General features: G+C 64.7%; 20 protein-coding genes. 11 read left to right on the top strand and 9 right to left on the bottom strand.

All coding sequences use genetic code 11. From position 1 onward, the window contains the following. Positions 1 to 5 precede the first annotated feature (5 nt). Genes SMD10_RS08000 through SMD10_RS07990 form a run of 3 tightly spaced genes read left to right on the top strand, consistent with a single transcriptional unit; the run spans position 6 to position 2,874 of the window. A complete protein-coding gene (locus tag SMD10_RS08000; protein ID WP_331685149.1) occupies positions 6 to 1,607 on the top strand; it encodes a heme biosynthesis protein HemY in 1,602 nt (533 codons plus the stop codon). After that, positions 1,607 to 2,080, top strand: a complete 474-nt coding sequence (locus tag SMD10_RS07995) for a tellurite resistance TerB family protein (protein WP_331685148.1) — start codon at positions 1,607 to 1,609, stop codon at positions 2,078 to 2,080. Before SMD10_RS08000 ends, SMD10_RS07995 begins: the two co-directional genes overlap by 1 nt. 5 nt (positions 2,081 to 2,085) lie before the next feature. Then, a complete protein-coding gene (locus SMD10_RS07990) occupies positions 2,086 to 2,874 on the top strand; it encodes a glutamine amidotransferase (RefSeq protein ID WP_331685147.1) in 789 nt (262 codons plus the stop codon). Positions 2,875 to 2,894: 20 nt separating this feature from the next. Here SMD10_RS07990 and SMD10_RS07985 read toward each other — a convergent pair whose 3' ends face one another. Next, on the bottom strand, positions 2,895 to 4,172 hold the full coding sequence (locus SMD10_RS07985) for an MFS transporter (RefSeq protein ID WP_331685146.1): 1,278 nt from the start codon (positions 4,170 to 4,172) through the stop codon (positions 2,895 to 2,897). A gap of 280 nt (positions 4,173 to 4,452) precedes the next feature. On the opposite strand from SMD10_RS07985, the gene SMD10_RS07980 reads away from it, so the two are divergent. After that, positions 4,453 to 5,607, top strand: a complete 1,155-nt coding sequence (locus tag SMD10_RS07980; protein ID WP_331685145.1) for a dienelactone hydrolase family protein — start codon at positions 4,453 to 4,455, stop codon at positions 5,605 to 5,607. Positions 5,608 to 5,693: 86 nt separating this feature from the next. Here SMD10_RS07980 and SMD10_RS07975 read toward each other — a convergent pair whose 3' ends face one another. From SMD10_RS07975 to uxaC, 6 genes are all read right to left on the bottom strand, one after another. Further along, the gene (locus SMD10_RS07975; protein WP_331685144.1) at positions 5,694 to 6,014 is read right to left on the bottom strand and encodes a cupin domain-containing protein; all 321 of its coding nucleotides are present in this window, start codon (positions 6,012 to 6,014) and stop codon (positions 5,694 to 5,696) included. A 14-nt stretch (positions 6,015 to 6,028) separates the two neighbouring features. After that, entirely contained in the window at positions 6,029 to 7,552 is a 1,524-nt protein-coding gene (locus tag SMD10_RS07970; protein ID WP_331685143.1) for a UxaA family hydrolase, read from the bottom strand. Between the two features lie 276 nt (positions 7,553 to 7,828). After that, positions 7,829 to 9,121: a TRAP transporter large permease gene (locus SMD10_RS07965; protein ID WP_331685142.1), complete on the bottom strand. Its 1,293-nt coding sequence runs from the start codon at positions 9,119 to 9,121 to the stop codon at positions 7,829 to 7,831. 1 nt (position 9,122) lies between these two features. Further along, a complete protein-coding gene (locus tag SMD10_RS07960; RefSeq protein ID WP_331685141.1) occupies positions 9,123 to 9,641 on the bottom strand; it encodes a TRAP transporter small permease in 519 nt (172 codons plus the stop codon). A gap of 67 nt (positions 9,642 to 9,708) precedes the next feature. Further along, the gene (locus tag SMD10_RS07955) at positions 9,709 to 10,698 is read right to left on the bottom strand and encodes a TRAP transporter substrate-binding protein (protein WP_331685140.1); all 990 of its coding nucleotides are present in this window, start codon (positions 10,696 to 10,698) and stop codon (positions 9,709 to 9,711) included. 33 nt (positions 10,699 to 10,731) lie between these two features. After that, positions 10,732 to 12,138, bottom strand: a complete 1,407-nt coding sequence (uxaC, locus tag SMD10_RS07950) for a glucuronate isomerase (RefSeq protein ID WP_331685139.1) — start codon at positions 12,136 to 12,138, stop codon at positions 10,732 to 10,734. A 78-nt stretch (positions 12,139 to 12,216) separates the two neighbouring features. Between uxaC and SMD10_RS07945 the strand changes: the two genes are divergently transcribed. Continuing rightward, the gene (locus tag SMD10_RS07945; RefSeq protein ID WP_331685138.1) at positions 12,217 to 12,918 is read left to right on the top strand and encodes a GntR family transcriptional regulator; all 702 of its coding nucleotides are present in this window, start codon (positions 12,217 to 12,219) and stop codon (positions 12,916 to 12,918) included. Positions 12,919 to 12,958: 40 nt separating this feature from the next. On the opposite strand, the gene SMD10_RS07940 is transcribed toward SMD10_RS07945, so the two are convergent. Both SMD10_RS07940 and SMD10_RS07935 read right to left on the bottom strand, forming a co-directional pair. Beyond that, positions 12,959 to 13,330 (bottom strand): response regulator, encoded by a 372-nt coding sequence (locus SMD10_RS07940; protein WP_331685137.1) that lies wholly within the window; start codon positions 13,328 to 13,330, stop codon positions 12,959 to 12,961. 5 nt (positions 13,331 to 13,335) lie between these two features. After that, positions 13,336 to 14,844 carry a sensor histidine kinase gene (locus SMD10_RS07935; protein ID WP_331685136.1) on the bottom strand — a complete coding sequence of 503 codons (1,509 nt, stop codon included), beginning with the start codon at positions 14,842 to 14,844 and terminating at the stop codon, positions 13,336 to 13,338. A 391-nt stretch (positions 14,845 to 15,235) separates the two neighbouring features. On the opposite strand from SMD10_RS07935, the gene SMD10_RS07930 reads away from it, so the two are divergent. The 6 genes from SMD10_RS07930 (at position 15,236) to SMD10_RS07905 (ending at position 22,275) form a co-directional block, all read left to right on the top strand. Further along, positions 15,236 to 16,963, top strand: a complete 1,728-nt coding sequence (locus tag SMD10_RS07930) for a 2-oxoacid:acceptor oxidoreductase subunit alpha (RefSeq protein ID WP_331685135.1) — start codon at positions 15,236 to 15,238, stop codon at positions 16,961 to 16,963. Between the two features lie 9 nt (positions 16,964 to 16,972). Continuing rightward, positions 16,973 to 17,827 (top strand): 2-oxoacid:ferredoxin oxidoreductase subunit beta, encoded by an 855-nt coding sequence (locus SMD10_RS07925; protein WP_331685134.1) that lies wholly within the window; start codon positions 16,973 to 16,975, stop codon positions 17,825 to 17,827. A gap of 130 nt (positions 17,828 to 17,957) precedes the next feature. After that, positions 17,958 to 19,349 carry a M20/M25/M40 family metallo-hydrolase gene (locus SMD10_RS07920; RefSeq protein WP_331685133.1) on the top strand — a complete coding sequence of 464 codons (1,392 nt, stop codon included), beginning with the start codon at positions 17,958 to 17,960 and terminating at the stop codon, positions 19,347 to 19,349. A 221-nt stretch (positions 19,350 to 19,570) separates the two neighbouring features. Continuing rightward, positions 19,571 to 20,560: an ABC transporter substrate-binding protein gene (locus tag SMD10_RS07915; RefSeq protein WP_432757209.1), complete on the top strand. Its 990-nt coding sequence runs from the start codon at positions 19,571 to 19,573 to the stop codon at positions 20,558 to 20,560. A gap of 99 nt (positions 20,561 to 20,659) precedes the next feature. Continuing rightward, positions 20,660 to 21,487: an ABC transporter permease gene (locus SMD10_RS07910; protein ID WP_331685132.1), complete on the top strand. Its 828-nt coding sequence runs from the start codon at positions 20,660 to 20,662 to the stop codon at positions 21,485 to 21,487. Continuing rightward, the gene (locus SMD10_RS07905; protein ID WP_331685217.1) at positions 21,484 to 22,275 is read left to right on the top strand and encodes an ABC transporter permease; all 792 of its coding nucleotides are present in this window, start codon (positions 21,484 to 21,486) and stop codon (positions 22,273 to 22,275) included. Before SMD10_RS07910 ends, SMD10_RS07905 begins: the two co-directional genes overlap by 4 nt. Positions 22,276 to 22,279: the final 4 nt, after the last annotated feature.

Below are 22,279 nucleotides of genomic sequence, written 5' to 3'. Positions count from 1 at the left end.
CTGACATGTTGCGTATTCTGACCTTCTTCCTCGTCGTCCTGGCTGCCGGCCTCGGCTTCGCCTGGCTCGCGGACAATCCGGGCGACGTCGCGCTGACCTGGCAGGGCCAGCATGTGGAGACGAGCTTCCTGGTCTTCATCATCGTTGAGCTCCTGCTCATCGCGGCCGTTCTGGTCGTCGTCTGGCTGGTTCTGGCGTTCCTGCGCACGCCGGGCGCCGTCAGCGGCTTCTTCCGGCGGAGGCGGCGCGATCGCGGCTATTCCGCATTGTCCTCGGGCATCCTGGCGGCCGGCGCCGGCGACGCCGCCCTGGCGCGCCGCATGAGCAAGCGCAGCGAAAAGCTGCTGGGCAATCGGCGCGAACCCCTGGTCCGCTTCCTGGATGCCCAGACCGCGATGATCGAGGGCGATCACCAGCGCGCCCACGCGGTCTTCGAGACGATGGAACGCGAGCCCGAAACCCGCCTCCTGGCCCTGCGCGGGCTCTACCTCGAGGCCGAGCGGCGCGGCGACGAGGCGGCGGCTCGCCATTATGCCGAACGCGCCGCCCGGATCGCCCCGCATGTGCCTTGGGCCGGCGGTGCCGTGCTGGAGGCCAAGTCGATCGAGGGCGACTGGGACGGCGCGCTGGCGATCCAGGAGGCCCAGCAGGATTCGCGGATGATCGGCAGCGACGAGGCCAAGCGGTTGCGCGCGGTGCTGTTGACCGCCAAGGCGATGGCGGTCGCCGATGCCGACCCGACGACGGCCAAGAACGCCGCGATCGAAGCCCACAAGCTCGCGCCCGATCTCACGCCGGCAGCGGTGACGGCCGCGCGCGCTCTGATCCGGCTCGGCGACCTCAAGCGTGGCGCCAAGATCCTGGAACGCGCCTGGACGGCCAATCCGCATCCTGAGATCGCCGATGCCTATGTGCACGCGCGCCTCGGTGATTCCACCTCGGAGCGGTTGAAGCGGGCGAAGACGCTGCAATCGTTGCGTCCCAACCACGTGGAGGCCTCGCTGGCCGTCGCTCACGCGGCGCTCGATGCGCAGGACTTCGCGCTGGCGCGGGAGGAGGCGATGGCGGCCGCGCGGATGGAGCCGCGAGAAAGCGTGTTCCTGCTGCTCGCCGACATCGAGGAAGCCGATGGCGGCAACGAAGGTCGCATGCGCGAATGGCTGGCACGCGCCGTCCGTGCGCCGCGCGATCCGGCCTGGACGGCCGATGGCGTCGTGGCCGATGAATGGGCGCCGATTTCGCCGGTCACCGGGCGCCTCGATGCCTTCGAGTGGAAGGTGCCGGTGCAGCGCCTGGGCGGAGACGCGGCGGTTGAGATCGACGATCTCGGCGAGCCGGGGGCGCTGGTGGAGCACGAACCGGCCGCGCCTGCCCTGGTTGCCGAAGAGGACGAAACGGCGGTCGACGCGGATGCCGAGATCGTCGAGGCTCCGGCTTCTCCCCAGGTCAATGGCGGCAATGGCGGGGACGACACTGTCGTGGCGGACGACAAGCCGGCTCAGGCTGACGTCGCAGCCGCGTCGGCGATGCCTGACGATCCGGGTGTATCACGGAGGAGAGAGCCGGCGGAGGATGGCGAGCAGAACGGCCGGTTCCGGCTGTTTTGATGGCGATGTTCGCTGATCGCTTCAAGGATTTCCTGCGGACACTGAGCGGCGACGATGCGCGGCCGAGCGGTCCGGGCGGAGACGATCCGCGCGTGGCCGCTGCGGCGCTGCTCTATCATGTGAGCAGCGCCGATGGCACGGTGAGCCCCCAGGAGCGCACGCGGTTGCGGGCCGCATTGGCCGAGGAGTTCGGGCTGGACGAGGGCGAGACGGACCTCGTTGCCGCGGCGGGGCGGGAGGCCGATGCCGAGGCTGTCGATCTCTTTTCGTTCACGAGCGTCTTGATGAACCATCTTGACGAGGACGCGCGAGTCCGATTCGTTGAGCTGCTTTGGGAAGTGACCTATGCCGACGGGGAGGTTCACGAACTCGAAGACAACCTGATCTGGCGCATCTCGGACCTCTTGGGCGTTTCGACCCGCGACAGGATGTTGATGAAGCAGCGAGCCGCCAGACACAGCAAAGACAGCTGAGGCTCATGGACAATCCGATCAGCAAGAGCGCGATCGAAACACTCGAAGAGTCCGCCGCCCGGACGCACTACATCCTCGAAGGCCGGACCGATCCGCGCCCCGTTCTGATCGTCCTGCACCAGGAGACGTCGACCTGTGGCCGCGTCGGCCAGATCCTGCAGAGATGCGGCGTCGCCCTCGACATTCGTCGCCCGGTGATCGGCGACCGATTGCCGGAAACGCTGGACGATCATCGCGGCGCCATCGTCTTCGGCGGCCCGCCCAGCGCCAACGATCCGGACGCCTATATCCGCGGCGAGATCGACTGGCTCGACGTGCCCCTCGTCGAGGATCGGCCGTTTCTCGGCATCTGCCTGGGCGCCCAGATGCTGGTCAAGCATCTCGGGGGAGAGGTCGGCCCGCACGCCGAGGGGCTCGTGGAGATCGGCTATTATCCGCTCAAGTCCACGACCGAGGGGCGGCGCCTGATGCCGCATTGGCCGGAGATGGTCTACCAGTGGCATCGCGAGGGTTTCTCGCTGCCATCGGACGCCACGCTGCTCGCCACCGGCGAACGCTTTCCCCATCAGGCGTTCCAATACGGCCGGGCAGCCTTCGGGGTGCAGTTCCACGCCGAATTGACGCTGGCCATGGTGCATCGGTGGACGACGCGCGGCCACGAGCGCCTAGCCTTGCCGGGCGCCCAGAAGCGGCGCCAGCATTTCGACGGTCGTGCCGTCTACGACGCGCCTGTCAAGCGGTGGCTGGGCGAATTCCTGGTGCGCATCTTCGGCGAGCCCGCCAAGGCGGAATAGCGCCGGGCTGCTCCGGCTCGTCAGACGCGCCCGGCGAGATGGCGTGCCTTGCGCAGTTCGGGAAACAGCTTGGCCCACAGGGCCGCGACGCCGATCGTCGCCGCGCCGCCGAGGACGACCGCCGGCACCGCTCCCAGCCATGCGGCCATCAGCCCGGCACGGAATTCGCCGAGCTCGTTGGATGCGCCGATGAAGACCATGTTGACGGCGTTCACGCGGCCGCGCACGTGGTCGGGGGTCCAGAGCTGCATCAAGGTTTCGCGGACATAGACGCTGATCATGTCGGACGCGCCCATCAGGGCGAGCGCGGCGATCGACAGCCACGGCCACCGCGACAGGCCGAAGACCACGATGAACGCTCCGAACAGCGCGACGAAGGCGAACATGATGATGCCAGCGTGGTCCTTGACCGGATGGCGGGTGAGCCAGATCACCATGCCGATCGCGCCGATGCCGGGGGCCGCGCGCAGCAGGCCGAGCCCCCACGGACCGACATCCAGGATGTCGCGGGCGTAGACCGGCAGAAGTGCGACCGCGCCGCCGAGAAGCACGGCGAAGAGGTCGAGCGAGATCGCGCCCAGCACGACCTTTTCCGTCCAGACATAGCGAAAGCCCGCGACCACGGTGGCCAGGCTCTTGGCCTCGCCGGTGTGTCGCTGCGCCGGCGCGGGAATGCTGATCACCAGCGCGGCGGCCGCAAAGAACAACACCAAGGCCGTGCCGTAAGCTGCCTCGGGCGACACGCCGTAGAGCAGACCACCGGTCACCGGGCCGACGATCGAGGCGATCTGCCAGGACGACGAGTTCCAGGCGATCGCGTTGGCAAGTTGGTCCGTCCCGACCAGATTGACGACCAGGGATTGGGAGGCCGGCCCGAAAAAGGCGCGTGCAATGCCGAAGACTACGAGGATCGCGAAGACGGGCAGCGGCGAGGTGAGGCCGCGAAGGGTCAGAACGAGGAGGGCGACCGCGCCCAATCCCTCGATGAGCACGGCGATACCCATGATGATGCGGCGCGGATAGCGGTCCGCGACAGCGCCGGTGACGAGCACGAGAAGGAGCGAGGGGAGGAATTGGCAGAGGCCGACCAGCCCCAGGTCGAACGGATCGCGGGTCAGATCGTAGATTTGCCAGCCGACCGAGACGGCCGTGATCTGCACCGCGAACGCGGCAAAGAGACGGCCGAGCCAGTAGCGCAGAAACCGGCTGTTGCGGAACGTGGCGAAACGGTCCGCGGTGGGACTGGATCCCGGCTCGGGTGCCGGGCGACCGGATTCGGTCGGGTCGACGTCGTTCAAAGCTGTTCGCCTCGCGGATACCGAGCGCCGGCTCGCTCACACGCCCGGCCGCGCAGGTGCTGTCGTTGCTTCATTTCGGTCACGGGCCGCCCAAGATGGCAGGCATACCCCGCGCACCATGATCAGTGGTTGCTTTTTGCCCAGTCGACCTGCTCGGGCAAGTCCTCTTTCGCGTCGATCCGCGGCGCCTGCGTCATTTGTGATCAAATGCAACCGTAGCCCGATAGTACTAATATGTTAGTTTTCCAAAAGTCGCCATAGGATCAAGGAAGGAAGCATCATGGTCAGGCGTGTTGCGTGGACGGGAGCCATGGCAATGGCGCTCGTGCTGTTGGGAAACGCGGCGAACGCGCAAGGGTACGAAACCAAACCGATCACCGAAGGCAATCTGCCGGCGTTCTACGAAGCGCTGAAGGCCAAGATGACGTTTCCGTTGTCCTATGAGGCAACCGGTGGCGAGCTTCAGGCATGGCACGACAAGGCACTGGCCAAGGCCGAAGAGATCATCCTGCCGACCGAGGACGCGACGCCCTATCAGCCCGAAGTCATCGACGAGATCGACCGCGGCACCTATGTGGCGCGGCGCGTCGTGTTCAACGTGACGGCGGAAAGCCGGGTCCTTGGTCTCGAACTCGTGCCGAAGGGAGAGGGGCCGTTTCCGGCGGTGCTGATGCTGCACGACCACGGGTCCAAGTTCGACATCGGCAAAGAGAAGTTCATCGAGCCCTGGTACGACGACGCCCGCCTCGAGTCAGCTCAGGCGTGGGCCGACAAGTTCTTCACCGGCCGGTTTCCCGGCGACGTCCTGGCGGAGCGCGGCTATGTGGTCTTCGCCACCGATGCGCTGGGATGGGGAGACCGGGAGGGCAACGGCTACGAGGCCCAGCAGGCGCTCGCCAGCAACATGTTCGGGCTAGGCAGTTCGCTCGCCGGGCTGGTCGCGTTGGAAGACAAGCGCGTCGCCGAATTCCTCGCGGAGCAGCCGGAAGTCGATAGCGATCGGCTCGCTGTCGTCGGCTTTTCGATGGGTGCGTTTCGTGCCTGGCAGGTCGCCGCACTCTCCGACGCCGTCAAGGCGGCCGTGGTCGACTGCTGGATGGTTTCGATGCCGGGGCTGATGGTTCCCGGAAACAACACTCTGCGCGGCCAGTCCGCCTTCTATCTCTCGCATCCGATGCTCGGGCGCTATCTCGACTTCCCGGATGTAGCGAGCCTGGCCGCGCCGAAGCCGATGCTGTTCTTCGACGGAGAGGACGATCCCCTGTTCCCCACGGCATCCGTCGAAGCCGCCTTCGGCAAGATGAAGGGCGTGTGGAAGACGTATGGAGCCGAAGACAAGATCCAGACGCGGCTATGGCCGGGGCTCGGCCACACCTTTGTCGCCGAGATGCAGGACGCCGCCTTCGATTGGCTCGACGACAAGATGAAGAAATAGAGCGCCGATATGCCGAGAGCCGCCCAAGGGCGGCTCTCATCGTGATTCTGCCATCAAAACGACAGTCTCGTTCCCGCCCGTCGATGTCAGGCGAGAAAATCCTCGCGGGCCGGGCTGAAGACGTCGATCAACGTACCGGCTTCGAGCACCGTGCAGCCGTGCTTGGCGTTGGGCGGCATGATCAGGGAGTCGCCGGCGCCGACCTGCTTCTTCTCACCCTCGACGTCGAACTCGAAGCGTCCCGAGCGGACATAGGTCGCCTGGACATGGGGGTGGGAATGCTGTGGGCCCCAACCGCCCTCGCTGAATTCGACCTCGACCACCATCATGTCCGGGGTGTGGGTCAGGATGCGCCGGCGCGCCTTGCCTTCAACCTCGAGCCAATCGGTCGGATTTGCGCTGCTCATCGTCATGCTCCCTGCTACATCACCGCGCCGATCTGCCACGGAACGAACTCGGAGTCACCATAGCCGAGCAGTTCCGACTTGGTGCGCTGGCCCGAGGCCGTGGCGATCATGAGATCCAAAATTTGCGACCCCTTCTCCTCCAGCGATACGCCGTCGAGAATATCGCCGCAGTTGATGTCCATGTCGTCCTGCATGCGGGCGTAGAGGTCGGAGTTGGTCGCGAGTTTCAGCGACGGCGCCGGCTTGCAGCCGAAGGCCGATCCGCGTCCCGTCGTGAACGCGATCATGTTGGCGCCGCTGGCGACCTGGCCGGTCGCCGACACCGGATCGTAGCCGGGCGAATCCATGAAGACGAGGCCGTGCCGGTCGATCGCCTCGGCATATTGATAGATGCCGGCGAGCGGGCTCGATCCCGACTTGGCGACGGCGCCGAGAGACTTCTCCAGAATGGTGGTCAGGCCGCCCGCCTTGTTGCCGGGCGACGGGTTGTTGTCCATCTCCTGGTTGTTCTTGGCGGTGTACTCCTCCCACCAGTCGATGCGGGCGCGCAGCGTGTCGGCGAGACTTGGATCGATCGCACGGCGCAGCAACAGGTGCTCGGCGCCATAGATCTCCGGGGTCTCCGAGAGGATCGCGGTGCCGCCTTCGGCCACCAGCATGTCGGCGGCGATGCCGAGCGCCGGATTGGCGGTGATGCCGGAATAGCCGTCCGAGCCGCCGCACTGCAGGCCGACAGTCAGCTGCGACAGCGGCGCCGGCCGGCGTTCGGCGCGGTTGGCGACGGCCAAGAGATCGCGCACGGCTTCGAGCCCGGCCTCGATGGTGCGCCGCGTGCCGCCCGTCTCCTGGATCGTCATCGTGCGGAAGCGATCGCCTTCCTCGATGCCGTAGTGCTCCTTGAGGCGCGGAATCTGAAACACCTCGCAGCCCAGGCCGACCAGCAGCACGCCCGCGAGATTGGGATTGTTGGCATATCCCCACTGGGTCCGTTCGAGAACGTCGTGGCCGTCGCCCTTGTTCGACATCCCGCAGCCGGTGCCGTGGACGAAGGAGACCACGCCGTCGACGTTGGGAAACTCGTCCATGATGGCCGAGCGGTTGGCCGCCTCGGCGATGAAACGCGCGACGCTGGCCGAACAGTTGACGCTGGTCAGGATGCCGACATAGTTGCGGGTGCCGACGCGCCCGTCCGAACGGTGAAAGCCGTCGAAGGTGCGCCCCGTCGCAGCCGGTGCCGTCCAGGCCTCGGCGGCGTTGGCCGCCAAGGCGCTGTGGTCGAAGGCAGCCATCCCGCAATTGTGGGAATGCACGTGATCGCCGGCCGCGATCGCCTGGGTCGCCGCGCCGATGATCTGGCCGAACTTGACGATATGCTCACCCTCGGCGAGCGAGCGCACCGCCATCTTGTGGCCCTTCGAGATACGGGCCCGGGCCGTCACCCCCTCGATCGTTGCGCCTTCGGGGATGGCGTCGACCGCAATCACCACATTGTCCGCCTCGTTGAGGCGCACGAAGCGGGGAAGATTGTCGCTGGTCACTTTGCAGTTCCTGTCTAAACCGTGGGGTTTCGGCCACGCCTCATCGAGGAGGCAAGGTCATTTCAGCGTCCCGAAATCAACGCGAATACATGTCCAGGTCGCAGCCGAAGATCTGATCGATCTTGATATAGGCATGCCAAAGGACGGCTGCATTGCCGCCCAATCGTCCGTCCTCGGTCCCGACGCCACAGGCGAAGGGCTTGTGTCTCGCCGCGCCGTCGACGGGCGATCCGAGATCGCCCGTCGTGTTCGGTGGAAGGCGCCGGCCGAGCCATCCTAGTTCCCAAGAGAATGGAAGAGGTGGGGGAGCCAGAGAGAGACGGCGGGGACGTAGGTCACCAGCATCAGCACGGCGAAGGCCGCGAAATAGAACGGCCAGATCGAGCGCACCGCCTGCAGGATCGGGATCTTGCCGACAGCGCAGCCGACGAACAGCACGGTGCCGACCGGCGGCGTGCACAGGCCGATGCCGAGGTTCAGGACCAGGATCACGCCGAAGTGGACCGGGTCCATGCCGTAGGCCGTGACCACCGGCAGGAAGATCGGCGTGGTGATGATGATCAGCGGCGACATGTCCATGAAGGTGCCGAGGAAGAGGAGGAGCACGTTCAGGAACAGGAAGATCAGGAGCGGCGAGTCGGTCATCGACTGCATAAAGGCGATGAGCTGTGCCGGCACCCGCAGATAGGCCAGCAGCCAGCCGAAGGCGGCGGCCGATCCGATGATCAGAAGCACCATGGCGGTGGTGCGCACCGCGCCGAGCGTGGCTTCGACGAAATCGCGCCATCCCATCGAGCGGTAGAGGAAGATCGTCACCAGGAGGGCATAGACGATAGCGATGCACGAGCTCTCGGTGGCGGTGAAGATGCCCGAGCGAACGCCGCCGAAGATGATGCCGATCAAAAGGATGCCGGGAATGGCACTGAATGCGGAACGCCGAATGTTGGCCCAGCCGCCGAAGGGGATCGTCGGATAGTTCCGCTTCCTGGCGACGTACCAGGCGACGGTGACCAGGGCGAGGGCGAGAAGCAGGGCGGGGATGATGCCCGCGGTGAACAGATCGGCGATCGAGATCTGGCCGCCGCCGGAGATCGAATAGATGATCATGTTGTGCGACGGCGGCATCAACAGGGCGATGATGGCCGCCAGCGACGTGATGTTGACGGCGTATTCGATATCGTAGCCGCGCGCCTTCATCTGTGGGATCATCAGTCCGCCGATGGCCGAGGCATCCGCGACCGCCGAGCCGGAGATACCGCCGAACAGCGTCGAGGCCGCGATGTTGACCTGTCCGAGACCGCCGCGGAAGTGACCCACCAGGCTGGCCGCGAGGCCGACCAGCCGGTCGGCGATCTGGCCGCGCACCATGAGGTCGCCGGCATAGATGAAGAAGGGGATCGCCATCAGCGCAAACACGCTGACGCCCGCGTTCATGCTCTGAAAGACGATCAGCGGCGGGATGTTGAGGTAGAGAACCGTGAGAAAGGAGGCGATGCCGAGGCAGAAGGCGATCGGCGTGCCGATGATCAGCATCAGGACGAAGCTGCCGAAAAGGATCCAGAGAGCCATGTCAGGCCACCGTGTCGATTTGCTGAAGATCGTTGGGATTGGACTGCTCGTCCGACGAAAAGCGCAGGACGATGCGTTCCAGTGAGAACACCGCGATCAAGAAACCTCCGATCACGGGCGGCAGATAGGTCAGGCCGGTGGGAATACCGATCGCCGGCATCGGGTCGGACCATGTGCCCGCGACCAGCCCGTAGCCGAACCACATCATGCCGAAGCCGAAACAGAGCACCAGAATGTCGCTGACGGTCATCAGGATCTTGCGCGGTCCTTCGGGCAGGCTCACCAGAAGAATGTCGAAGCCCAGATGGTAGCCCTCGCGCACGCCGATCGCGGCGCCGAGAAAGATGAACCAGCCCATCAGCACGACGGAACTCGGCTCGGTCCAGCTGGGGGAATTGTTGAGCACGTACCGTCCCCAGACCTGCCAGGCGGTGAATGCGGTCATCAGGACCAGCCCGGCGCCGGAGACCCACAGCCCTACGGTCGCGATGACGCTCAATATCTTGGAAATGGTTCGCATCGCGAAGCCCTCTTGAGAGAACGGCGGCCCGATCAAGGGGCCGCCGCATTGCACCGCGTTTGGACGCTTACTTCTGGGCGTCGCGGATCTTGTCGAGCAGATCCTTCAGCTCCGGAGTGCTGGCGTATTTGTCGTAGATCGGAGCCATCGCGTCTTGGAAGGGAGCCGTGTCGACCTCGTTGATTTCGGCCCCGGCCTCCTCGACGATCTTGCGCGACTGCTCTTCCTGCGCGTCCCAGAGCTCGCGCATCTTTTTGACCGAGTCCTTCGCCGCGTCACGCACCGCCTGCTGATCCTCCGGCGACAGCTTGTCGTAGCTGACCTTCGACATCATCAGGACTTCCGGGCACTGGGCGTGCATGTCGAGGGAATAGTACTTGGCCACCTCGTAGTGGTGGGAGGACTCGTAGCTCGGCCAGTTGTTCTCGGCGCCGTCGATCAGGCCGGTCTGCAGGCCGGAATAGACCTCGCCGTAGGCCATCGGCGTCGGGTTCGCGCCGAGCGCCTTGACCATGTCGAGGAACAGGTCGGACTGCTGAACGCGGATCTTCAGGCCGTTCATGTCGTCCAGCGTGTTGATCGCATGCTTGGAGTTGTAGAAGGAGCGCGCGCCGGAGTCGTAAACGGCCAGGCCGATATAGCCCTTCGGCTCGAAGGCCGCGAGCACCTCGTCGCCGACCGGCCCGTCCATCACCTGACGGAAGCTGTCCACCGAGGAGAACACGTAGGGCAGGCAGACGACGCTCGTCGCCGGCACGATGTTGTTCATCGGCGCGAAGCTGACGCGGTTCAGGTCGATGACGCCGAACTTGGTCTGCTCGATCGTCTCCTTCTCTTCGCCGAGCTGGTGCGAATCGAACACCTGGATCTCGATGCGGCCGTCGGTCTTTTCCTTGAGCACTTCGCCCATGTACTTGACGGCCTCGACGGTCGGATAGCCGTCGGGATGCGTGTCGGCCGAGCGCAGGACCACCTCCTGGGCCGAGGCCAGACCGATGCTCCCCACCAACGCCGTTGCGACCGTTGCGGTCGCGGTGAGCGTCTTCAAAACTCCCATGATACCCTCCATTGGATGCGGCTCAGCCGCGTTTCAGAGCTTGTAGGCCTTTTTCACCAACCGATAGGTGAGGTCCTCGGCCAATTCGTATGCTTCGTCCTCCTCGAGCCGACCGGTGTGAACGAGTTCGGCAAGGAAGGCGCAGTCCACCCGACGGGCCACGTCGTGCCGGGCCGGAATCGAGCAGAAGGCGCGGGTGTCGTCGTTGAAGCCGACCGTGTTGTAGAAGCCGGCCGTTTCCGTCACCGTCTCGCGGAAACGCTTCATGCCTTCCGCCGAATCGAAGAACCACCACGCCGGCCCGAGCTTCAGGCTCGGATAGACACCCGCCAAAGGCGCCAGCTCGCGCGAGTAGACCGTCTCGTCGAGCGTGAACAGGATGATCGAAAGGTTGGGCTCCAGCCCGACCGCATCGAGCATCGGCTTCAGCGCGGTGACGTAATTCGTCGGCTGCGGGATGTCGAAGCCCTTGTCGCGGCCGAAGCGCGCGAACATCGCCGGCGAATGGTTGCGGAACGAGCCCGGGTGAATCTGCATCACCATGCCGTCCTCGGCGCTCATCTTCGCCATCTCGGTCAGCATCTGGGCGCGGAACAGTTCGCGCTCGGCGATGCTGCCGCCGCCTTTGGAGACCGTGGCATAGAGCGTCTCGGCTTCGGCCGCCGAAAGGTTGGCCGTCGCGGCGCTCGGATGGCCGTGATCGGTCGACGTGGCACCGAAGTCGCGGAAAAAGGCGCGGCGCACGCGGTGGGCTTCCAGATAGCCGCTCCAGCTGCCGGTGTCCTGACCCGTCAGCTCGCCGAACTTGACCAGATTGGCGGCGAATCCGTCGAAGTCTGGGTCGGTCACGGCGTCCGGCCGGTAGGCGGTGAGGACACGGCCGTTCCAGTCCGACTCGCGGATCGCGCGATGCCATTTGAGATCGTCGAGCGGGCTCTCGGTGGTGGCGATCACCTCGATGTTGAAGCGCTCGAACAGGGCACGCGGCCGGAAGTCGTCACGGGCCAAGTATTCGGCGATCCGGTCATAGTAGAGATCGGCCGTCTCGGCGGAAAGGCGCACGTCGAGATCGAAAAGGTTCTGGAAAGCATAGTCCAGCCACAGCCGCGTCGGCGCGCCGCGGAACAGATAATAGTTCTCCGCAAAACGCCGCCAGATCGTGCGTCCGTCGGCCTCGACCGCCACCCCGGCAGCACCGGGCACGCCGAGGTCTTCCAGGCGTAAGCCCTGCGAGAAAAGCATGCGGAAGATGTAGTGATCAGGCGTCACGAACAGCTGGGCGGGATCGGGAAAGGGCGCATTTTCCGCATACCAGCGCGGATCGGTATGGCCGTGCGGGCTGACGATCGGCAGGCCCTTCACCGTCGCATACAGCGCTTTCGCGAGGTCCCGCGTTCGCGGCTCCACCGGGAACAGTCGATTTTCGTCCAGCAGCGCCATAGTTGCCTCTGTAAAATGTTTTGTACTTGTCAGTAGACTGATATCCTAGTATGCAAAGAGGGTCAAGAAGGATAGGCGATGTCCCTCGATCTCATCTCACCGGCATTTTCGGCTATTCCCCGTGGCACGATCGGCGATGCCGTATTCGAGGAATTGCGTCAGGCGATCCTCGAATTGCGTCTCCAGCCGGGCACGAAAATTTCCGAGGCCGACGTCGCAAAACGCCTGGGAGTCTCGCGTCAGCCGGTTCGTGAGGCGTTCGGCCGGCTGGCCAGGGCGGGCTATCTGCGCATCCAGCCGCAGCGCGCGACGGAGGTCGTGAAGATCTCGATGCGCGAGGTCCACAACGCTCGATTCGTCCGCGAAGCGCTGGAGGTTGCGACAGTGCGCCGCGCCTGCGAGGTTGCAGACGACGCCCTATTCGACCGTCTGGCCGAAAATCTGCGCGAACAGGAGGACGCCCGCGAAAAGGACGATCGCGAGCGTTTTCACAGCCTCGACGACGTGTTTCACCAGACGATCGCCGACGGCTCGAACTGCGGCTTCGTGTGGCGGCTGATCGACGAGCAGAAAGCGCAGATGGATCGCGTGCGCTTCCTCTCGCTGTCCTTCGGGCAATTGGCCGCCTACGACGACCATGTCGCGATCTTCGAAGCCCTCCGGCGCCGCGACGCGGACGCGGCCGAAGTGGCCCTGCGTCTTCATCTCGCGCGGATTCTGAAAATCCTTGAACGGCTGGGCAGCCAGTTCGAGAAGTATTTCGACAACTCCACGGAATGATCGCTGTGGCGGCCGAACGCCGCCTTTGTCTTTTCCTGGGTCAGAGTTCGGAAGCCGTGACCGCGCGGCTCAGCAGCGAGTGGTCGAGCGGCTTGCTGAGAATCTGAAACGGATAGGTGCTGCGAATTCGGTCGACGGCCGACGGCTCGTTGGAGCCCGTCACGAAGATCACGGTCGTCGCCGGCAGATGCGGCTTGATGGCGTGAGCCACGTCTACCCCATCCTTTTCGCCGCGAAGGCGCAGATCCAACAGGACGAAATCCGGTTTCGCCGCCATGATCACGTCGACGGCCTGGTCTGCCTCGTCGGCCGTCCCGACGACATTGAGGCCGATCTCCTCGCACAGCTCACACATGTCCTCCATGATGAGAAACTCGTCTTCGACGATGATGACATTACCTCGCGCTGCCATCGCCGCTAGCTCCTTTCGCTTGGAAACAGGATATCGAACCGGGCACCGTGCCGGCTTTCGACCGACATCTGACCCCTCATCTGCGCGACCATCGAACGGATGATCTTCATTCCGGCGTTGCTGCCCGACATCGCGAGGGAGGGGTCGAACCCCTTGCCGTTGTCGGTGACGGCGAGATGATGCCATCCGCCCTCTGTCGCGCCGACCTTGATCAGGATTTCGCCGTTTCCCTCGGGAAAGGCGTGTTTGACGGCATTGGTGAGAAGTTCGTTGAGGATCATGCCCAGCGCGATCGCCTGATCCATCCCGATGCCGACGTCCTCGAGGTCAAGGCGAACGGCTATGCCGCGCTCCTTGATCGGCAAGCTCTCGTCGATACTACCGCACAGTTTTTCGATATACTCTTTGGCCGACAGTTTCGACGGACTGTCATTGGCGAGCAGAATCTTGTGTAGGGTGCCCAGCGCAATGACGCGTCGCGCCGCATCGGCCAGTGCCTCTCGCGTCACCGTGTCATTGGCTCGCCGCCCCTGAAGGCGAAGCATCGAATGGATCTGCGCCAGGTTGTTCTTGACGCGATGGTTGACCTCGCGAAGCAACAACTCCCGGTCCCGGAGCGAGATCTGGAGTTGATGCTGCGTCACGGCCAGGCGTGCCGCCTGATCGTTGACGAGGGTCGCGTTGTAGAGAACGCTCGCCCCCAGCAGGACTGCGACCGATACCCCGACGACGCTCAGCATGAAGCCCCCCTCGGCGAGCCCGGCGTCGACCAGCCGATAGGCCGCGAAACAGAGCCCCATCGGCACGACGATCATCAGAGGAAGCAGGCGACGCGCCGAGTCACTGCCTTGCCCAGGCCCCAGAAGGACAGCCGGCCATCCGACGTCCGGGCGCAAGCATAAGAGCCCTGAAAAAGCCACCAGGAAGACCAGCGCGGTGTGAAGCGCCATCGCCTTGAAAATCCAGACCGAATAGAGAGCGCGGACACTGAAGACGTAGCCGACGACGGCAATGGTCGAAAGCAGGACTCCAATTGATGCTGCGGCGACCATGATCTGGCCGGAAATCCGCGATCGGAACGACAACGAGAAGATGGAGATCGCTGCCAGCTGGAAACAAAGCGCCGTCGCCGGCGACATCCGAGCATCGGTGATGACGTGACGACCGAGTAGCAGTCCGATGATCTGCACACCGATCTGGGGAAGGATCACGGCGCAGAGAACCACGGTCCAGATGCCTGCTGACAAAGCCATTAGCCAGCAGTCATTTCGGGTGCCAGGCGACCGCGTGCCGATCAGGATCGCCGCTCCGGTGAAGAGGAAGCAAAGCGATGTCGAAGGGGCCATCGCGGCCCAGTCCGCATGGAGGCGCGTCAAGTTGACGCTGCCGACCAGCCAGCCGCCGACCAGCACCGCTCCCGAAATCGCCACGACGAGAATCCCGCAGGCGACGCCGATCGCCTCCGCTGCCTTCAGACGATTCGCAATAAATGCAGGGTTGGATGGGCCGCTCATTCGAATCAAGTTAACAAAAATTCTTATGTGGGTGGAGTAGGGTTTGGAATTATTTCCTGCAAGAAAATTATATTATAGATATGATGGGTATATGTATTTATAAAATTTAAGATAGACATATAAGTGTGTAGAAATCAAATCATATTTATAGGTGATAGTTCTTCTTAGGAACATAGTGAAGGCAGGTGCGTCAGGCCTGTTCTCAGGGCGTTGAAGCGATGGCTGCATGGGCGTTTGAGCGGTCCTCAATGCTGCTTTGGCTGCTCGACCCGCAAGAATCGCTCGGCACCTTTTAAAAATATGGCTAGATTGGTCCGCTTTGCTTTATCGCATCTTGACGGAACAGGTTTCGCCTGCTGCAAATAAGACTTCACGACAGAAAGGCAGGCGAATGGACGTCGTCGACAGCGAAAATTCCGTTTCGGTGGTCTTTTCCGGCAGCGGCGGCGCCGGTGCCATGACCGCCGGCCAGATTTTCCTCGATGCGACGGCCAAGGCAGGGTTCTATGGGTTGATGACCCGCTCCATGGGCCCCCAGATCAGAGGCGGCGAGGCCGCCGCCATCCTGCGAATTTCGGCGGCCCCCGTCGGGTCGCTGGACGATCGCTACGATCTCCTGGTCGCCTTCGATTGGGACAGCGTGAAACGGTTTGCGGCGGAACTGCCGCTTGGCCCGCGGAGCCTGGTCGTCATCGACGAGGAGGCCGGTGATGCCCCCGACACCGTCGTTGCCAGCGGGGCGCGGATCGTGCGGCTGCCGATGGAGGGGGCTGCGGACGCCATCCCCGGCGGCCGCGTCAACATGGTTGGCGTCGGCGCGGCGGCGGCCTTGACCGGCCTTGCAACGGACCAGATCGATACCGTCATCGTGGCGATGCTGGGCCGCAAGGGCGACGAGGCCGTCGAAGCAGCACGCGCGGCGGTGCGCGTCGGCCAGCAATTGGTCGAGACGGTGGAACCTCTCGGCAAAACCCTTCGGCCAGGCCAGACCAACGGCGAGCGCTGGAACATCAGCGGCAACGAGGCGGCGGGCCTCGGCGCGATTCGTGGCGGCGTCAGCTTCGTCGCGGCCTATCCGATCACGCCGGCCACCGAGATCCTGGAGTGGATGGCCCCGGTTCTGGAGCAGACCGGCGGCCAGCTCGTGCAGGCCGAGGACGAGTTGGCCTCGATCAACATGATCATCGGCTCGTCGTTCGCCGGTGCGCCCTCGATGACGGCGACATCCGGTCCGGGGCTTTCCCTGATGGCGGAATCCCTGGGTCTGGCGGTCGCCTCCGAGATCCCCGTGGTGGTGGTCGACGTGATGCGCGGCGGACCGTCGACGGGTATCCCGACCAAGTCGGAACAGACCGATCTCGCGATCGCGCTCAATGGCCTGCACGGCGACGCGCCGCACCTGGTCGTCGCGCCCAACTCCGTGGCCGACTGTCTGTCGACGACGCAGTGGGCCGTCCATCTGGCCGAGGCGCTGCAGACCGCCGCTCTCGTGCTGTCGGATCAGAGTCTCGGCCAGTCGCGCGTCGTGGCGGACCGGCCGGCTGACTTGGCCCTGAAGGCCGAGCGTCTGGTCGCGGCGGCGGGGACACCGGACTACCGGCGTTATGCGGTGACCGAAAGCGGCGTTTCGCCGATGGCCATCCCTGGGACGCCCGGCTTGGCGCACGTCGCCGACGGTCTCGAGCACACGGAGAAGGGCACGCCGTCGGCCGCCGCGGCCGAGCACATGCGCCAACTCGACAAGCGGGCGAAGAAGCTCGACCAGTTCGACTACGGTCCGCAATGGGCCGACATCGAAGGCGACGGCCCGAAGGCCATCGTCACCTGGGGCTCGGTGACGGGCCCGGCGCGCGAGGCGATGACGCGGCTGCGGGCGCAGGGCGAAAGGGTGCGGCTCATCTCGTTGCGGCTGCTTCTGCCCGCCCGGCCGCAGGAGATGGCGGCCGCGCTCGACGGCGTCGAGCATCTGCTCGTCGTCGAGCAGAGCCATTCGCGCCAGTTCTACAAATATCTCCGCGCCAATTACGACCTGCCGGCCAGGACGGAGGTCATCGCCAAGCCGGGGCCGCTGCCGATCCGGCCGGGCGAAATCGAAGAACGCCTCTCGAACCGTGGGTGAGCCATGTTTTTGGAAGAGACTTCCGTCCCCGAGACTGCCGGAGAAACCACCCTCTGCGCGGCCGACTTTCGCTCGGACGTCGATCCGATCTGGTGTCCGGGGTGCGGCCATTTCGCGCTTCTGATGGCCATCACCAACGCTCTGGCGCAGATGGGCGCCAAGCTGGAAAACACGGTGATCGCGTCGGGCATCGGCTGCTCGTCGCGGCTGCCGGCTTATACCAGCGTCTACGGGCTGCACGGCGTGCACGGCCGGGCGCTGCCGACGGCGACGGGCATCAAGCTGGCTCGGCCGGATCTGACGGTGATCGCCGCCGGCGGCGACGGCGACGGCCTGTCGATCGGCGGCAACCACTTCACCCATGCCTGCCGGCGCAACGTCGACATGACTTACATCATCATGGACAATCAAGTGTACGGCATGACCAAGGGCCAGGCCTCGCCGACGACCGCGCCGGACTGGACCGAGAGCAAGCTGACGCCGCACGGCACCGGCATGTCGGCGGTGGAGCCGGCGCGGCTGGCGCTCGTTGCCGGCGCGAACTTCATCGCGCGCGGCTTCGCCGGTCAGCCGAAGGATCTGATCAAGCTCATCATCGCCGGCGTGCGTCATCCCGGCTTCTCCTTCATTCACGTGCTCAGCCCCTGTGTCACCTATCGGCGCGAGCAGCGCGGCTGGAAGAAGATGGTGCATATCGCCGGGGTCGAGACGCCGCCGTCGCGAATGGAGGACGCCTTGCGCCAGATGGCCGATGATGACGGCTTCACCACCGGCGTTCTGTTCGCCGGCGACCGGCCGCCGTTTCAGCCGCAGCGGGTGGCTGAGCGGAGCATCGCGGAGATCGAGGCGCGCTTCGCCATCTGAGGCGGATTTCCACGGGAAAACCGGAGGAGTGATCGACCGCCGCGATCGAACCGGCTAAGGACGGTTCGGGCTGCGGACCGCTTTTGCCTTTCTGCGGCCTCACCTGCCGCACGAGAGGGAAGCGATGCCGATGGAGTCCCGGGTCGAAAAAGTTCTGGCTGAAGCCGATCGTGGGCTCGAGCAAAGCCTCGCTCGGCTGTTCGACTTCATCCGCATCCCCAGCATTTCCACCGACAGGACCTATGCCGCCGATTGCCGCCGGGCGGCGGAGTGGCTGGCCGGCGAACTCGCCGGGATCGGTCTCGACAGCGCAGTCCGCGAGACGCCCGGCCATCCCATGGTGGTGGCCCATGACCGCGCCGCGCCGGCCGGGCCGAAGGTGCTGTTCTATGGCCACTACGACGTCCAGCCGGTGGACCCGTTGGAGCTGTGGACCCACCCGCCGTTCGAGCCGCAGCTGCTGGATGCGGGCGCCGACAAGCACATCACCGGCCGCGGCGCGTCCGACGACAAGGGCGCGCTCATGACCTTCCTCGAGGCGTGCCGCGCCTGGAAGGCGGTCCACGGCAGCCTGCCGGCCTCGATCTCGGTCCTGCTCGAAGGCGAGGAGGAATCGGGCAGCCCGAGCCTCGTCCCCTTCCTCGAAGCCAACCGCGACGAACTTGCCCGCGACGTCGTCTTCGTCTGCGACACCGACATGTGGGACGATCGGACGCCGGCGATCACCACGCTCCTGCGTGGTCACATGTTCGACGAGGTCGAGATCACGGCGGCCGACCGCGACCTCCATTCCGGCATGTTCGGCAATGCGGTGCGCAATGCCGTGGGCCTGTTGACCGGCATCCTGGCGGAAATCCGCCGGCCGGACGGCTCGATCGCTCTGCCGGGCTTCTACGACGGCGTTGCCGAAGTGGCTCCCGAGATCGCCGAGCTGTGGCGGCAGATTCCCTTCGACGAAGCCGGCTTCCTCGGCCGTGTCGGCGTGAGCGTGCCGGCCGGAGAGGCGGGCCGCAGCGTCATGGAACAGCTCTGGGCGCGCCCCTCCTACGACATTTGCGGTATCTCCGGCGGCTATGAGGGCGAGGGGTTCAAGGCGGTGCTGCCGGCCCGCGCCAAGGCCAAGGTCTCTTTCCGTCTGGTTTCGGGGCAGGACCCGGAAGCGGTGCGCGCCGCCTTTCGCGATTTCGTGCGCGCCCGCCTGCCGGCGGACTGCACGGCGACCTTCACCGCCTACGGCGGCAGCAAGGCCACGGCGATCGATCCGGCCGGTCCCTTCATCCAGCCGGCGCTCGGCGCGCTCACCGAGGAATGGGGGCGGCAGGCGGCGCTCGCCGGCACCGGCGGCTCGATCCCCATCGTCGGTCACTTCAAGCGCATCCTCGGCATGGAATCGGTGATGGTCGGCTTCGCCCGCTTCGACAATCGCGTGCACAGCCCGAACGAGAAATACGACCTGTCGAGCTTCAATCATGGCATCCGCTCATGGGTGCGCATTCTCGGACGTTTGCAGGCGATCGCTTGATCGAAGGTCTCTTTTGGGCCAAAGACGCGACTGGCGGTTTGTCGCGGCATGAAACGGTTCATTCGACACTTCCCAGGTGTGAACTGCCTGGGATTTGCGCTTGAAAATGACCTGCCGAGAAAATAGCCTCCCTCCACTCGGCGATGGGTGCCGACGCTCAATTCACAGGAAGCCAGAGTATGACGCGTGCTTGGATGACGGGAATTGCCGCAGCGACGGCGATGGCAGGAGTGCTCGGCGCGACGCCGGTCCTGGCCGAGACCTTGACCATTTCCTGGTGGGGTTACAACGGCGAAAAGCTCGACGCCAACATCATCCAACCGTTCAAGGAGATGTGTGGCTGCGACGTCGTCTTCGAAACCGGCAACAACGCCGACCGCCTCAACAAGCTGGCGATCCGCGGCGGCTCCGGCGTCGACGTCATCTTCCTGACCGACAGCTATTCGCAGCTCGCCATCGAGCAGGGGCTGCTGCAGCCGGTCGACCGGTCGAAGCTCCCCAATGTTGAGAAGCTCTACGATCTCGCCCAGGCGCCGCAGGGCGAATATGGTCCCGCCTATTCGATCGGCAGGGTCGGCATCGTCTACGATTCCGAAAAAGTCGAGCCGCTGACCAGCTGGGACGATCTGTGGCGCGACGATCTCGCCAACTCGATCTCTCTGCCGGGCATCACGACCACCGCCGGACCGATGGTCGTTCTCAAGGCCGGCGATCATGCCGGCGTGAGCGCCTATGACGACGAGGATGCCGCGTTCGAGGCGATCGAGGCGCTGAAGCCCAATGTCGTGAAGAACTACAACACCGGCTCGGAGATGGTGAACCTGATCTCCACCGGCGAGGCGACGGTGGCGCTGGCTCAGGACTTCACGCTCGCCTCGCTGCAGGAAGCGGTACCGACCATGACCTGGGCGGATCTGCAGGACGGCGACATCGCGACCCTCAACACGGTCAACATCCCGAAGGGCGCCGAGAACGTCGAGCTCGCGCACCAGTTCATCAATTTCCTGCTCTCCGACGAGGTGCAGCAGAAGGAGGCCGAGCAGGGCGTCGATGCCCCGGTCAACACCAATGTGAAGCTGACGCCCGAGCAGGCGGCGCTGTGGACCTACGGCGACGAGATGATCAGCAACCTCTACCGGATCGACTACGCCAAGCTGAACGCCAACAAGCAGGAGTGGATCGACCGCTGGAACGAGATCTTCGGGATGTAGGCGCTCCGCATCCCGCTCTTTGCTGTTAGGAATAGCGATGGCATGACCGCCGGCCGATACCGGCGGTCGATGCGATCTTTGATCTAGGAGACTTTTCTCATGTCCAGTCGCTGGCTCGGCTGGGGCCTGGCCGCGCCGGCCACGCTCGCGGTCGTGGCGTTTCTGATCGGGCCGGTGCTGGCAACCTTCGCAACGACATTGGGCGGCACGGGCGGGGTATTTGACGCCTACGCCGCCTTCTTCGGCAGCGGCTTCCGGCGCACCGTGCTCTATCGCACCACCGAGGTCGCGCTGATGACCACGGCGATTTCGGTGTTCGTCGGCTTCATCACCGCCTATGTGGTCTCGCACGCGCCGGGCCGGGCCAAGAGCTTCCTGATCATCGCCGCGGTCTTTCCGCTTCTGACGGGCGTGGTGGTGCGCTCCTTCGCGTGGCTCATCATCCTGGGCAAGAACGGCATCCTCAACGAGGCGCTGCTGACGGTGGGCGTCATCGACGAGCCGCTGTCGATGCTTTACTCCAAGGGCGCCATCGTCGTCGCCATGGTCTATCTCTTCGTGCCGCTGATGATCCTGACCTGCGTCGGCGTGCTGGAGGGCATTCCCGAGGAGCTGCTCCAGGCGGCGACGTCGCTCGGCGCTTCGCCGGCGGCGACCTTCCGCCAGGTGGTCTTCCCGCTTGCGATGCCGGGCATCATCGTCGGCGCGGTTCTCGTCTTCACCGGCTCGTTCACCTCCTATGCGACGCCTCAGCTGCTCGGCGGCGAGCAGCAGATGATGATGGGCACGTTCCTCTATCAGCGCGCCATGGTGACGTTCGACTGGATCGGCGCCTCGACCATCGCGGTGATCATGACGGTGATGACCATCGGCATCGTGCTCATCATGAGCCGCCTGGCGCGGCGCCTGAACCCGGCGGCGGTCTGATGCAGCATCGACTTCATCCTGTTCTGATCGTCTTTGCGGCGGCCGTCTTCTTCTTCCTGGTCGGGCCGCTGGTGATCATCGTCGGCGCCGCGCTCAGCGATACGACCTTCCTGGCGTTTCCGCCGCAGGGCCTGACGCTGCACTGGTTTTTCAACATCTTCGAGATCAGCGCCTTCCGCCGCACCATGGTGACGAGCTTTTCGCTCGCCTTCTTCGGCACAAGCCTGTCGCTGCTCGTCGGCATTCCGGCCGCCTACGCCCTCAACCGCTACCGCATCGAGCTGCCGGGCTGGCTGTCGACGGTCTTCGTCCTGCCGGTGCTGGTGCCCGAGATCGTCTTCGGCTTTTCCTTGATGAAGTCGGTCACGGTCGGCGCCGGCTTTCCGATCTTCGCCAGCCTGCTGATCGGCCATGCGCTGCTCGTCTTGCCCTATTCGGTGCGGGTGGTGAGCGCCAGCCTGGCCGCCTTCGACTTTTCCATCGAGGAGGCGGCCGTCAGCCTCGGCTGTCCGCGCCTCAAGGCGTTCTTCACCGTCGTGCTGCCGAACGTGCGCGCCGGCGCCATCGCCGCCTTCATCCTCGCCTTCATCACTTCGCTCAACGACGTGTCGGTCTCGCTCTTCCTGACGGGGCCGGGCATTTCCACCCTGCCGATCCAGATGCTCGCCCACATGGAGCAGTTCTTCGACCCGACGATCGCCGCCGTCTCCGTGCTTCTGATGCTGGTGACCGTCGCGGTGATGAGCGTCGTGGAAGCGACGCTGGGCCTGAGCTTCCTGACCAAGTAGCCGA

This window comes from Consotaella aegiceratis, assembly GCF_036541425.1.
In the GTDB taxonomy this organism is placed as follows: domain Bacteria; phylum Pseudomonadota; class Alphaproteobacteria; order Rhizobiales; family Rhizobiaceae; genus Consotaella; species Consotaella aegiceratis.
Note: the sequence above shows the minus strand (reverse complement) of the source record. Positions and strands in the feature narration are given on the sequence as shown.

Bases quoted from the DNA above. Each gene is read 5' to 3' on its own strand.
- SMD10_RS07995 (WP_331685148.1), top strand. From the start codon at position 1,607: ATGGCGATGTTCGCTGATCGCTTCAAGGATTTCCTGCGGACACTGAGC.
- SMD10_RS07965 (WP_331685142.1), bottom strand. From the start codon at position 9,121: ATGGCTCTCTGGATCCTTTTCGGCAGCTTCGTCCTGATGCTGATCATC.
- SMD10_RS07930 (WP_331685135.1), top strand. From the start codon at position 15,236: ATGGACGTCGTCGACAGCGAAAATTCCGTTTCGGTGGTCTTTTCCGGC.
- SMD10_RS07915 (WP_432757209.1), top strand. From the start codon at position 19,571: ATGGCAGGAGTGCTCGGCGCGACGCCGGTCCTGGCCGAGACCTTGACC.
- SMD10_RS07975 (WP_331685144.1), bottom strand. From the start codon at position 6,014: ATGAGCAGCGCAAATCCGACCGATTGGCTCGAGGTTGAAGGCAAGGCG.
- SMD10_RS07945 (WP_331685138.1), top strand. From the start codon at position 12,217: ATGTCCCTCGATCTCATCTCACCGGCATTTTCGGCTATTCCCCGTGGC.
- SMD10_RS07920 (WP_331685133.1), top strand. From the start codon at position 17,958: ATGGAGTCCCGGGTCGAAAAAGTTCTGGCTGAAGCCGATCGTGGGCTC.
- SMD10_RS07940 (WP_331685137.1), bottom strand. From the start codon at position 13,330: ATGGCAGCGCGAGGTAATGTCATCATCGTCGAAGACGAGTTTCTCATC.
- SMD10_RS08000 (WP_331685149.1), top strand. From the start codon at position 6: ATGTTGCGTATTCTGACCTTCTTCCTCGTCGTCCTGGCTGCCGGCCTC.
- SMD10_RS07990 (WP_331685147.1), top strand. From the start codon at position 2,086: ATGGACAATCCGATCAGCAAGAGCGCGATCGAAACACTCGAAGAGTCC.
- SMD10_RS07955 (WP_331685140.1), bottom strand. From the start codon at position 10,698: ATGGGAGTTTTGAAGACGCTCACCGCGACCGCAACGGTCGCAACGGCG.
- uxaC (WP_331685139.1), bottom strand. From the start codon at position 12,138: ATGGCGCTGCTGGACGAAAATCGACTGTTCCCGGTGGAGCCGCGAACG.
- SMD10_RS07910 (WP_331685132.1), top strand. From the start codon at position 20,660: ATGTCCAGTCGCTGGCTCGGCTGGGGCCTGGCCGCGCCGGCCACGCTC.
- SMD10_RS07935 (WP_331685136.1), bottom strand. From the start codon at position 14,844: ATGAGCGGCCCATCCAACCCTGCATTTATTGCGAATCGTCTGAAGGCA.
- SMD10_RS07980 (WP_331685145.1), top strand. From the start codon at position 4,453: ATGGTCAGGCGTGTTGCGTGGACGGGAGCCATGGCAATGGCGCTCGTG.
- SMD10_RS07960 (WP_331685141.1), bottom strand. From the start codon at position 9,641: ATGCGAACCATTTCCAAGATATTGAGCGTCATCGCGACCGTAGGGCTG.